Source organism: Vibrio rumoiensis, from assembly GCF_002218045.2.
GTDB classification, from domain to species: domain Bacteria; phylum Pseudomonadota; class Gammaproteobacteria; order Enterobacterales; family Vibrionaceae; genus Vibrio; species Vibrio rumoiensis.
Genome location: NZ_AP018685.1, coordinates 2156949 through 2169127, shown reverse-complemented (window position 1 = coordinate 2169127; position 12179 = coordinate 2156949). Strand labels below are relative to the sequence as shown.

The window sequence follows — 12179 nt, the reverse complement described above, 5'->3', positions numbered from 1 at the left end:
TAATAATTAAATACCACCTATTTAAAGTTCTGTCTAAAATAGGTGGTGTATTTAACAATAAAGCACGGCAAGACCATTATATACCCGTGATCATTGAAGATGCTTGATTTTTGCCTTTCACAGGATCATGCTAACGAACATGAAAATAGAAATATCCAACCAAAAAAAGAAGCTACTTGAACGAATGCACGACTCATCTCGTGACTGTCGCGTTTGTGACCGCATTAAAGCGATCTTGCTCGCATCTGAAGGTTGGTCAAATTCTATGATTTCGCAAGCTTGGCGAATTCATAAAACCACCGTTACTCGTCTATCAATGATTACTTAGAATCTAAAAAAACTCACACCAGAAAATGGTGGTTCTCAGCGTTAGCTCCATGCAATGGAAACGATGGCACTCATTGAACACTTAACTGAGAATACTTGTAGGCAGATAATAAAGTCTGATCAGATTTAGCTGATTTTGTTAGTTTTTGGGTTGGTAAATCGTTAAAGTTTGATCGTTTTACATCTTTCATCTACTTCTTTGTCACAACCCTTCACCAATTTTAGATAATATAGTTTGATCTATTTCAGCGATTAACGTCTTATAAAACAACGATAGTGAAGAATTCACGTATCCGTTTTCTCGCTTGTTTCGATCAAACTTTATTATCCAACTACAATACTTATTTTCATACCCATCAAATTGTTGATTATGTTCGGTCTGAATTTCAAGTCACTTATACTGTTGCCGGTATGAATAAATGGCTAGATCACAATGGTTTTTCTTATAAGTAACCTAAAGGTGTTCCTCAAAAGTTTAACCCTGAAGCTCAGGACGTTTTCATTGAATACTATCGCGAGCTAAAACAGCGCGGTGGGCCTATCTTATTCATGGATGCAGTGTGCATCCAAGTCAAGCCACTATCGCGTGCTGAGTAGGCAGGGGCAACTTCACAAACGAAGCCGTCAACGGAGTAGACAGAAGCCAGCGAAGCCAACCAGTTACACTGCTACGGACTCGAACCAAGTCTACACATGGGATATCACTTACTTACCTTCAAAGGTTCGATGACAACACTATTACCTGTATGTCATCGAGGACATCTACAGCCGAAAGAAAACTTCTTTTTAGTTGTGATGTGACCTATCTAAATTGGCCACTACTTTAGACGTTATCAATACATTTTTTTATCCGAAGTGAGTTACTGCCGTTCTCATCGCTAGCTCGTTTTTGTCCAAAAACGAGTTACATCATTGATACCCAATTAACCAAAAGCCACTAACCCCTCAACAGCTTTATCCCCGTTCTTTATATACAAAAAAACCGACAGTCTCTCAACTATCGGTCTTTATCTTTTTCGAGAAGCAACGCGCTCTAGTTACGAGCTTCCGAGTAACGCTTATACCGTCTCAGGTTTCGCGTCTAATTTATCTTCTTCAACTTGGTCGAACTCTGGGTCGCCTTTGCCTTTCGATACTTTAATTACATAGCCTGTGATGAATAGCATCGCGACTACACCAATAATAGTTGAGATTTGCATATCCATACCAAAGCCAAGTGTGCTGCTGTTTAGGATGAAGGTAATACATACTGTCGTCATAAACATCGCAGGAACAGTAGTAATCCAATGCAACTTGTTAAAGCGTAGTAGGTAAGCAGATGCGGTCCACAACATCATTACTGCGGTCATTTGGTTAGCAAAACCGAAGTAGCGCCAGATGATGCCGAAATCTACTTGAGTCAAAATGCCGCCGATAACAAATAATGGAAGTGCCATTAGTAAGCGGCTTTTTAGTGTTTTTTGTTCCATGTTGAAGTATTCAGCAAGGATCAAACGACTAGAGCGGAAAGCGGTATCGCCAGAAGTGATAGGCAGAATGACTACACCTAGGAAAGCAATGACACCACCGAATACGCCAAGTAGACCAAATGATGATGAGTAAACTACGTTACCTGGGCCACCATGTTTCACTGCTTCACCAAGTGCGTCCATTGAACCAAAGAAAGACAAGGCAATCGCACACCAAATCAGTGCAATCACACCTTCACCAATCATCGCACCAAAGAACACGAAACGGCCGTTCTTCTCATTTTCTAAGCAGCGAGCCATCAGAGGAGACTGTGTGGCATGGAAGCCTGAAATGGCACCACACGCAATTGTAATGAACAGGGCTGGCCATAATGGTAGATCATGAGGGTTCATGTTGGTGAACATATCGCTGAACTTATAACCCGCTAGGATGGCGTGATCGCTAGAGAATGCAATAGCACTGATTAAGCCAACAGACATGAAAATTAATAAGAAGCCGAATAGAGGGTAGAAACGACCGATGATTTTATCGATAGGAACGATGGTCGCTAAGATATAGTAACCAAAGATGATTGCTACCATTGTGCCCATAGAAACGGTGGCACTAGTTTGTTCGTTAACCAAGTTGGTGATCATGCCAGCAGGGGCTGAAACAAATACCACGCCAACGAGCATTAGAAGCACAATCGCAAACACGTTCATAAAGTGTTTTGCGCCTTTGCCTAGGTAACGACCTGTAATCGATGGCACCGAAGCTCCGCCATTACGAATAGACAACATGCCAGAGAAGTAATCGTGAACCGCACCTGCAAAGATACAGCCTAAAACAATCCAAAGCATCGCCGCTGGGCCGTAAAGGGCCCCCATGATTGGGCCGAAAATTGGGCCGACACCAGCAATGTTTAACAGTTGAACGAGATAAACTTTCTTGTTTGACATTGGCACATAATCGACGCCGTCTTGCTTAGAGTAAGCAGGAGTTGTACGGTTTTCTTTAATGCCGAAAACTTTTTCAACGAAAGCTCCGTAAATAAAGTAACCAGCAATCAACGCGGCTACACAAAAAAGGAACATCATCATAATTATTGTCCTGTTCAATAAAAGGGTTGAGGAATACGGGATACATAATAATCCGAGGCTTATTTACAATCATTTAACCTTTTACTGAGTGGTCGAATAGGAGGTTGAGCGGTCATAGGTCGTCGTGAGTGGTTTTATTCTGCAGTAAATAAGGTTTTTCTGATTTGCTTTAAATGTGACCTGTGTAATAGTTGTGATAAATCGGTAACGGCCAATAGAGGGAATAAATGAAAACTCAACAAATTCAATTAAAGAAATGGACGAAAGCTGCGTTCTCAATCGGTGGGCTTATTTTATTAGCGGCTTGTGCAAACACATCGGAAGATTATGCCAAAGCTGGGGATTGGAATGCGGTTGGGTACTCCGATGGTATTAAAGGTAAGCAGCATCGTACTGCGTCAGATTTTAAAGATTATGGTACCGTTAATGTCAATGATTATGCCGATGGCTACATGAAGGGTATTAAAGAATATTGTAATCCTAACCATGCTTACCAAATTGGTTTAAGCGGTAATTATTATGAAGGTGTATGTGAAGGGACGCCTGATTCACAAAAATTTCGTATGGAGTGGCAACGTGGTTGGAATGATAGCCAGTTGAATAAATAGCGGATTAACTCACTCATTTATCGAAGGTATCTCCCTGTCATGATTAGTGCAGAAGGGGGCGGTGCCTTTCACTCGTTATGATTCTATTCACCACCAATTGACCAATAGGTATCATGTTCGATGCTCACTGAAGATCTAGGTTTAATGCTCGCCGCTGTAGGGCTAGTAGGGTTAGGTTGCCAATGGCTTGCATGGCGAATGAAATTACCGGCTATCTTATTTTTACTGATTGCTGGTTTTATTATTGGCCCGATTACTCATATTTTTCAGCCGAATGAAATGTTTGGCGAATTGCTCTTTCCCCTAATATCACTTGCTGTTGCGGTGATTTTATTTGAAGGCAGTTTGACCCTTAATCTTAAAGAGATTCGAGAAGTAAACCGAACCGTCATTAATATTGTCACGATTGGGGCGTTGATTACTTGGGCGCTAACCAGTGTTTTCACATTCTATTTGCTTGATTTTAGTTGGCCGTTGGCGTTGTTGTTTGGCAGTTTAACGGTAGTCACAGGTCCTACGGTGGTTGTGCCATTATTGCGAACGGTAAGACCAAAATCTAAGCTTGCCAATATATTGCGTTGGGAAGGGATTTTAATCGATCCTATCGGCGCATTATTTATCGTGATTGTGTATGAGTTTATTGTCTCGAGTAGCAAGATGCACAGTTTGCATGTGTTTGGTTTGATCTTATTGCTCGGCATCGTACTCGGTGGTATTGCCGGAATGTTATTGGCGCAGATACTAAGACGTCGTTTATTACCGGAATATTTACAGCCATTTGCGGTATTAACCTTAGTGTTAGGCGTGTTTGCGGTTTCCAATGCGTTGGAATCTGAATCGGGCTTATTAGCCGTCACCGTGATGGGGATGTGGCTTGCTAATGCCAAAGACGTCAAGATCCAAAATATTCTGCATTTTAAAGAAAACCTAACGATTTTACTGATTTCCGGTTTGTTTTTAATGCTATCCGCTCGGATGGAATTGGCCGATTTTGCCACTTTAGGCGTCGCAGCTGCACTTTTATTTGCCGCAATACAGCTATTCTCACGTCCTATTGCGATCTTTATTGCCACTATCGGCAGTAGCCTCAGTGTTAAAGAAAAACTCTTTATTGCTTGGGTGGCGCCACGAGGCATTGTTGCGGCCTCTATCTCATCCCTGTTTGCGATTAAATTGGTAGAAGCGGGAGTAGAAGGTGCCAGTTTATTAGTGCCTCTCACTTTTATGGTGATTGTTGGAACTGTGGTGCTACAAAGTATTACCGCGAGACCACTAGCCAATACGCTGAGTTTATCCGAGCCTTCACCAAAAGGATTCCTGATTGTAGGCGCGAACGATGTGGGGCGAACCTTAGCTACTGCCTTACAAAAGTACGGCTATCGAATCATTATCACCGATTCAAACTGGGAGTACATTCGTAAAGCGCGTATGCAAGGTTTAGAAACCTACTATGGGAATCCAATCTCTAGTCACGCAGCGGAATATTTAGATTTAATTGGTATTGGTAACTTGATTGCGGTGACGCCCGATAAACACTTCAATGTGGTGGTCGCTAAATACTTTATGGCCGAATTTGGTGAGCGCCGAGTGTTTTTCTTGAATGGCAAAAATAAAGACAACGAACATGAGAAACATCGTTTAGTTGAAGAAAAGCATGGCCGAACTTTATTTGGTGATGATGTTAGTTATAAAAAATTGGCGAGTCTGATTAATCAAGGAGCCGAGATCAAACACACTAAACTAACCGCTGAATTTAAGTGGCAAGATTATGTGATGAAATATGTGGATGGGCACCGTTTATCGCTGTTTACCGTCGATCCTAAAGGTAATATTCACATTTTATCGAATGACAGTACTCATACCACGGAAGCTGGTTGGACGGTGGTGAGTTTGATTAAAGAATAGATTCGAATCTCGTTGCTAGAGCGCTTCACTTTTCGTGGCTCGAAAAGAGTGTGACTAGTCAAGGGGACGCTCTGCTCGGGAGCCGAAAAGAAAAAGAAGTGACGAGTTTCGTGTTGTGAGTCGCGCGAAAAAGCGTTTACTCGCAACACGAAGCGCAGCGTTCACGCTACTCGTAACTACCATGCTCTTTCTAGCAGCGAAGCGAATCTAGGAACTCGAGACTAGGTACTGACTACCACACAGGCGGTATGTTTTTGTTTACCAAATCCAATAATCTGCCCTAGGCTGGCTTTGCTCACCGGAATTGATGCTGAGGAGGCGACATCGTTTTCCCGATCGCTGTGTGGATCATGAATAAAGAAAAATTGTTCATTCATACCCGATAAAATAATCCAATGTGGTTCTTTATAACCATTAAAGCGATAAGTGCTGATCAGCAGTAATACACACTTTCCTTGCTCAATCCATTGTTCAAGTTGTTCGGTACTGGGTGGTGCGCTGATCGTTGTAATACCCAGTTCATCCGCTTGTTGGCAGAAATCTTGATGAACAATTTCAATCACTTCTTTTTTATTGGGATCTCGTACGCTATCAATAAAAGGCGTCGATTGTGATTGAGTCCATAGCTCAACATCAAAGCCACGTTTTTTCGCGGCAAGGGCTAAACCATGTCCACTGCAACCACCATGACCTCCCGCCATAAAAATGGTGGTGGCTTCTCGCCAGAGTTGTAATTCTTCCTTACGTCCGAGTTCAAATTGTTTGTCTAAGGTAGCAAAGGCCATTAACAAACAAGCCGCGCCACAGGTAAAAGGGGTCGTTTGAATATACAACGGCATCGGCAGTAAGGTTTTAGGCTGGCTGGCGGTTAAGCGCTTTTGCATACGAATGCCATCGGCTAAATCATCGTAGTAATGAATCAGAACCTTTAAGGGTTTATAGCCGAGTTTTTGATATAAATTCTTGGCCGCAATATTGTCATTTCTGACTTCTAGGCGTAATGTTGTGGAACCTTGTTCTAAAGCAGATTGTTCGCAAATTTCAACCAGTTGCTGAGCAATTTGTTGCCCACGAAATGCTGGGTTAACTGCTATAGAATAGAGACGAGACAGCTGTGTTCCTTGATGGAAAAGGAGAAGTGCATAACCGGCTAGTTGTTGCTGCTGTTGAGCTATAAATACCATGCTATGCTGAGACAGTATAAAGCGTTTCATTTGTCTTGGTGCAATGGTATCACTGCTGAATACTTTGCTTTCTAATTCAATTAAAGCGGGTAAATCTTGTAACGTTGCTCGGCGAAATTCCATCTTAGTGCCCCACTTAATAATGATCATGGCGCGTGTCTTACTTCCGATCACGGCTTAATGATTAGATACGACAAATTGTTTTTTTGCTAGAGGAAAATGGATTCATGGCAAATTTTGTTATTGTAACGGATAAAGACAGCGACTGGCGTCAGTACTTTCCTTCTGACCAAGTTGTGACGGTTGATCAGTACCTTCAACCTAGCTTCTTATCGGATAAATCAGAAAAGCATAAAAGTGTCCAAGTACTGAATTTATGTCGTGATTACGGCTATATGAGTAATGGCTATTATTGTTCACTATTAGCTGAAGCGCGCGGGCATAGGGTTATTCCTAGAGTGATGGCGATTAATGACGTTAATCAACCATTTGTGATTTCTCTTCCTGAACAAGATCTTAACAAGTATTTTGGCGATGCTGAACAAGTGGCTGGTAAAGTGTATTTTGGCCGCACGAATATTAAAGGATTGGAAAAAGTCGCTCGTCGATTATTTGAACACTTTATGATCCCTGTTTTAGATATCGAATTGAAAAAGCATGGTAAGCACTGGCAACTAGCAAAAGTGGTCCCTTTTCCATTTCAAGATTTGAACAATGAAGAGCAAGATGTGTTTGCTCAGTCGTTAGAGTTATTCTCCAATAAAGTTTGGCGTGCTTCTCCGAAACCAAGCAAGCAGTATCGTTATGACATTGCGATGCTGGTGGATCCTGAAGAAAAAATGCCACCATCGGATTCGGTGGCGCTTAATCGTTTTAAGAAAGCGGCCAATCGCTTAGGGATGAGTTTACAAACCATTACCGCGGATGACTTTTCGCGTTTGAGTGAATTTGATGGCTTATTTATTCGTGCGACTACCAATATCAGCAACTTTACTTATCGTTTCGCCAAACGAGCAGAAAAGCTAGGTTTAGTGGTGATGGATGATCCTGAATCGATCATGAAATGCACCAATAAAGTCTTCCTGACAGAGCTATTGGATAGACATAATGTACCTGCACCAAAGTCGATGATTTTGCGTAGCTTCGATCCTGATTGGAAAAAGAATTTGCTGGAACACATGTCTTTGCCTTTAGTGCTGAAAATTCCAGATGGGGCATTCTCGGTTGGGGTGGTGAAAGTTACCGATGAAACCTCGCTTGAGGAAAAAGCCCAAGCACTGTTTGATAAAAGTGCTTTGATTTTAGCGCAAGCCTTTATGCCAACCGATTTTGACTGGCGAATTGGAGTGATGAATCGACAAGCCATTTATGCCTGTCGTTATCACATGAGCCGAGGTCACTGGCAGATTTATCAGCATCATAACAGTGGGCGCACCACGTCTGGTGGCTTTGATACGCTAGATTTAAAACAAGTACCAAAGAACGTAGTGGATACGGCAGTTAAAGCAGCCAACTTGATTGGTTCTGGCCTATACGGTGTTGATCTAAAAGAAATTGATGGTCAAGTGTACGTGATTGAAGTGAACGATAACCCAAGCATTGATAATAAAGTGGAAGACCTATGGTTAGGTGATTTGCTGTACGATCGTATTATGACCGAGTTTTTACGCCGTATTCAGTTGAGGGGTTTTTAGCGCTTCTGTTACTAGGGCGCTTCGCTTCTCGTGGCTCGAAAGCACTGTCGAGCCACGAGTACCGAGAAACATTTTTCGGATAGCATGGAAAGCTTTCCTCGCAACACTAAGCGAAGCGTTCTCACTACTCGTAACTACTATGCTCTTTCTAGCAGCGAAGCGAATCTAGGAACTCGTTACTAGGAACCTTTTTACACTATTCCCAATTCTTCTTTTAGTGGTTTCAAATAGCGTCGGCTAATGGGAACCACTTGGCCACTTTGAGTGATCACTTCCCCTAAACCGTTATCGAGTAGTTTGATCTCTTTGATCTTTTGAGTGTTGATCAAATACTGTCGATGGCAGCGTAGTAATTCGGTTTTCTCTTCTAGTGTTTTGAGGGTTAACTGGCTGGTAGCGGTTTGCTGAGCCGTTTGAATATGTACACCAGAAAGATCGCTAAACGCAGATTCAATTTCTTGTAGTGGAATGATCATGATCCGGTTGTGCCCCATGCAAGGCACTTGTTGCAAGCGTTTAGGCGTGAGAGCCTCAATTTGCGCTTGAGTGTGCAGCGCCTCTTTATTTTGTCTGGCTTTGAGTAAACGTTGAATGCTTTTATCAAGACGTTTGGGATCGACCGGTTTTAATAAGTAGTCAAAGGCATTATCTTCGAATGCTTGAATCGCATATTGGTCAAATGCGGTGACAAAAATAACGTGTGGCATGGTATCGGGATCAAGCATACCGAGTAATTCAATGCCACTAATTTGCGGCATTTGAATGTCAACAAACACCGCTTCAGGTTTTAAATTGTTGATCTGCTTTAAGCCTTCAATAGCATTACTGGCTTGAGCGATAACTTCTACCTGACCGGTTTCTTGTAATAACTCTGTTAGTTCCTCGCGAGCGAAGAGTTCATCATCAATGACGATTGCTGTTAGCATTGATTATCCTTTATTGACCAATTTTTTCGTAAGGGATCAAAAAACTCATGCGGGTAAAATGATCTTTATGGCAGTGAGTTTGTAGTGCTGCGGTTGAACCAAAGTAATTGGTCAAGCGTTTATCCACAATCTCCATTCCTAGACCTTCATGCCCGGGTTGTGGCGGAATAAAGCTCCCTGCATTATCTTCAACAACGATCCGATATCCTAGGGAGCTTTGCTGGCTCACAATCCGGATTTTGCCACCTTCAAGTTTATTCGAAATTCCGTGTTTAATCGCATTTTCAACCAGAGGTTGCAGCGTAAAACTCGGTAAAGATTTTTCAAGTAATGCCTCATCAATATTGATTTCCACTTCTAAACGGTCGGTAAAGCGGGCTTTTTCTATGGTGAGGTAAGCATTTACATGCGCCAATTCTTCTTTGAAAGTCACGGTTTCTATATTCTGTTTTAAGTTACTTCTAAAGAAATGCGAAAGATGCTGAATGAGTTCGCGGGCTTTCGCGGGATCACGACGAATTATGGCGCTGATGGTATTGAGCGCATTAAATAAAAAGTGCGGGTTTACTTGAGCTTGTAATAATTTGATTTCAGCCTGGCTCAATAACGCTTGTTGACGTTGAAAATCGTTATATAGAATTTGACTAGAGAGTAGTTGAGCAATCCCTTCACCCATTGAACGGTTAATATTAGACAGTAGTTTTCGCTTTGGCTCATAAAGCTTAATGGTGCCGATCACTTCTTTACCGGCTCTTAATGGGATCACTAAAACGGAGCCTAATTTACAGCTTGGCGATAATGAGCATTGGTAAGGCGTTTCTCGTCCATCTAGATACATCACTCGGTTCAATTCCATTGCTCGAATAGTGCAATCGGAAGAGATTGGAGTATTTGGTTTGTGGTGATCATCGCCCAGGCCAATGAAAGCCAAAATTTTATCTTTATCGGTGATCGCGACCGCGCCAACATTGGTTTCTTCATAAATGATGCGGACAATTTTTTCAGCATTGGTTGAGTTAAAGCCCGAACTCCAAATACCCACACTGCGCTCAGCAATTGTTAAAGCTCGGCGAGAAAAGGTAGCTGAGTATTTTTCATAAATGGTTTTTCGATCCTGCAAAATACTGACAAACAGCGCAGCCCCAACACAGTTAGCAATGATCATTGGTGCAGCGATATTCGAGACTAGGGCATAAGCTTGATCAAAAGGTTTGGCAACCGAAATGATGATCAGCATTTGAGTGGCTTCTGCCACAAAGGTAATCGCCAGTACGATAATAGGATTAAATAGTTGTTCCGCTTTATCTTTTCTTACCAAGTATAAGTGAAGTAGTCCACCAATTAATCCTTCTGCGGTAGTGGATATTGCACAAGCTACATCGGTGAATCCACCTAAACTATAGCGATGCATCCCGCCAGTAAAGCCAACTGCAAAGCCAACAATCGGACCGCCAAATAAGCCGCCCATGACAGCGCCAATCGCTCGAGTGTTGGCTATCGCATCATTGATATGTAAGCCAAAGTAAGTCCCCATAATGCAAAAGAGTGAAAATAAGACATAGCAGCTAAACTTATGAGATAAGCGGGAAGAAATATTGAGTAAAGGTAAAAAGATCGGCGTTTTACTTAGCATGTAAGCCAGTACTAGGTAAACACACATTTGTTGAAGCAAGGAAAGTATTAAATCCATAGTACCTAGTTCATTGGCTTGAATTGACAGTATGTCTATTTGTAAATATAAAAATACACGTGTTCTATTTTGTTTACAGTTGCGCGTGTGGTGATTTTTGGCGTATCCATGGTTGCAAACTTTGTTAATACTGTTAATTTGGGTTCATCAAACGCTGATAGTTGGCTCAGGTATCAGGTGTATTAAAAAATTTACAGGTGAAGTTATGTACAAAAGCGAATTAAGCAATATCAACATCAGCGATGAACAAGTCATCATCACGCCAAACGAATTGAAAAAGAAAATTCCATTAAGCGATCATGCTCGTCAGTTTATCCAATCATCACGCCAAACTATTTCTAACATTATACATAAGAAAGATCATCGTTTATTGGTTGTTTGTGGACCATGTTCGATTCATGACATTGATGCGGCAAAAGAGTACGCGAAACGCCTAAAAGCATTATCGACTCAATTAGATGATCAAATTTACTTAGTGATGCGTGTGTACTTTGAAAAACCACGCACCACAGTGGGTTGGAAAGGTTTGATTAACGATCCACACTTAGATAACTCATTCGATATTGAACAAGGTTTGCATCTTGCTCGTCAGTTATTGGTCGATTTAGCCGAAATGGAAATCCCATTGGCAACCGAAGCGCTCGATCCTATTAGCCCACAATACCTTGGCGATACATTCAGCTGGGCAGCGATTGGTGCGCGTACTACTGAATCTCAAACTCACCGTGAAATGGCCAGTGGTTTATCGGTTCCAGTTGGCTTTAAAAATGGTACTGATGGCAGTTTAGGCACCGCCATTAATGCGATGCAAGCCGCTTCTTCTAGCCATCGTTTTATGGGGATTGATAGTGATGGTCAAGTGGCACTATTGACAACCCAAGGTAATGCCAACGGTCATGTAATTCTACGTGGCGGTAAGCAAACCAATTACGATTCAGTCTCGGTGAATGAATGTGAACAAGAGATGGCAAAACATGGATTAGATGCTGCATTGATGGTGGATTGTAGCCATGCAAACTCTCGTAAAGATTACCGTCGCCAGCCATTAGTTGCAGAAGATGTGATTCACCAAATTCGCGAAGGTAATAAGTCGATTATTGGCCTAATGATTGAAAGCCATATTAATGAAGGCAACCAAGGTTCTGATATCCCACTGTCTGAAATGCAATACGGGGTATCGATTACTGATGCTTGTATTAGCTGGGATACTACTGAAACCTTGTTACGTCATGCACATAAAGAATTAGTTCCGTTTTTACAAAACCGTTTAAAAGGGTAGAGTAAGACGATTGCATT

General features: G+C 41.9%; 8 protein-coding genes and 3 pseudogenes. 7 read left to right on the top strand and 4 right to left on the bottom strand.

Annotation, left to right across the window (positions count from 1 at the left end):
* Positions 1–127: 127 nt before the first annotated feature.
* The 3 pseudogenes from VRUMOI_RS09955 to VRUMOI_RS19485 all read left to right on the top strand — a co-directional run.
* Positions 128–370: pseudogene (locus VRUMOI_RS09955) on the top strand (helix-turn-helix domain-containing protein); the annotation flags it as partial.
* 296 nt (positions 371–666) lie between these two features.
* Positions 667–908: pseudogene (locus VRUMOI_RS19490) on the top strand (helix-turn-helix domain-containing protein); the annotation flags it as partial.
* Positions 890–1054, top strand: a pseudogene (locus tag VRUMOI_RS19485) (IS3 family transposase); the annotation flags it as partial. The pseudogenes VRUMOI_RS19490 and VRUMOI_RS19485, both read left to right, overlap by 19 nt.
* Before the next feature lie 331 nt (positions 1055–1385).
* On the opposite strand, the gene VRUMOI_RS09945 reads toward VRUMOI_RS19485, so the two are convergent.
* Positions 1386–2876: a carbon starvation CstA family protein gene (locus VRUMOI_RS09945; protein WP_089138910.1), complete on the bottom strand. Its 1491-nt coding sequence runs from the start codon at positions 2874–2876 to the stop codon at positions 1386–1388.
* Between the two features lie 227 nt (positions 2877–3103).
* Between VRUMOI_RS09945 and VRUMOI_RS09940 the strand changes: the two genes are divergently transcribed.
* Both VRUMOI_RS09940 and VRUMOI_RS09935 read left to right on the top strand, forming a co-directional pair.
* Positions 3104–3484, top strand: coding sequence for a DUF2799 domain-containing protein (locus VRUMOI_RS09940; protein WP_089138909.1), 381 nt, complete (start codon positions 3104–3106; stop codon positions 3482–3484).
* A gap of 120 nt (positions 3485–3604) precedes the next feature.
* The gene (locus VRUMOI_RS09935; RefSeq protein WP_089138908.1) at positions 3605–5389 is read left to right on the top strand and encodes a cation:proton antiporter; all 1785 of its coding nucleotides are present in this window, start codon (positions 3605–3607) and stop codon (positions 5387–5389) included.
* 221 nt (positions 5390–5610) lie between these two features.
* Here the strand turns inward: VRUMOI_RS09935 and VRUMOI_RS09930 are convergent, their stop codons facing one another.
* Complete coding sequence (locus tag VRUMOI_RS09930; protein ID WP_089138940.1) at positions 5611–6696, bottom strand: GNAT family N-acetyltransferase/peptidase C39 family protein; 1086 nt, start codon at positions 6694–6696, stop codon at positions 5611–5613.
* Positions 6697–6800: 104 nt separating this feature from the next.
* Between VRUMOI_RS09930 and VRUMOI_RS09925 the strand changes: the two genes are divergently transcribed.
* Positions 6801–8267, top strand: coding sequence for a RimK family protein (locus VRUMOI_RS09925; protein WP_089138907.1), 1467 nt, complete (start codon positions 6801–6803; stop codon positions 8265–8267).
* A gap of 191 nt (positions 8268–8458) precedes the next feature.
* Here the strand turns inward: VRUMOI_RS09925 and btsR are convergent, their stop codons facing one another.
* Positions 8459–9193 carry a two-component system response regulator BtsR gene (gene btsR, locus VRUMOI_RS09920; protein ID WP_089138906.1) on the bottom strand — a complete coding sequence of 245 codons (735 nt, stop codon included), beginning with the start codon at positions 9191–9193 and terminating at the stop codon, positions 8459–8461.
* Between the two features lie 10 nt (positions 9194–9203).
* Positions 9204–10883: a sensor histidine kinase gene (locus VRUMOI_RS09915; protein WP_089138905.1), complete on the bottom strand. Its 1680-nt coding sequence runs from the start codon at positions 10881–10883 to the stop codon at positions 9204–9206.
* Positions 10884–11088: 205 nt separating this feature from the next.
* On the opposite strand from VRUMOI_RS09915, the gene VRUMOI_RS09910 reads away from it, so the two are divergent.
* Positions 11089–12162, top strand: coding sequence for a 3-deoxy-7-phosphoheptulonate synthase (locus VRUMOI_RS09910; RefSeq protein ID WP_089138904.1), 1074 nt, complete (start codon positions 11089–11091; stop codon positions 12160–12162).
* The last annotated feature ends 17 nt before the right edge of the window (positions 12163–12179 follow it).

Bases quoted from the DNA above. Each gene is read 5' to 3' on its own strand.
- VRUMOI_RS09945 (WP_089138910.1), bottom strand. From the start codon at position 2,876: ATGATGATGTTCCTTTTTTGTGTAGCCGCGTTGATTGCTGGTTACTTT.
- VRUMOI_RS09940 (WP_089138909.1), top strand. From the start codon at position 3,104: ATGAAAACTCAACAAATTCAATTAAAGAAATGGACGAAAGCTGCGTTC.
- VRUMOI_RS09935 (WP_089138908.1), top strand. From the start codon at position 3,605: ATGCTCACTGAAGATCTAGGTTTAATGCTCGCCGCTGTAGGGCTAGTA.
- VRUMOI_RS09930 (WP_089138940.1), bottom strand. From the start codon at position 6,696: ATGGAATTTCGCCGAGCAACGTTACAAGATTTACCCGCTTTAATTGAA.
- VRUMOI_RS09925 (WP_089138907.1), top strand. From the start codon at position 6,801: ATGGCAAATTTTGTTATTGTAACGGATAAAGACAGCGACTGGCGTCAG.
- btsR (WP_089138906.1), bottom strand. From the start codon at position 9,193: ATGCTAACAGCAATCGTCATTGATGATGAACTCTTCGCTCGCGAGGAA.
- VRUMOI_RS09915 (WP_089138905.1), bottom strand. From the start codon at position 10,883: ATGGATTTAATACTTTCCTTGCTTCAACAAATGTGTGTTTACCTAGTA.
- VRUMOI_RS09910 (WP_089138904.1), top strand. From the start codon at position 11,089: ATGTACAAAAGCGAATTAAGCAATATCAACATCAGCGATGAACAAGTC.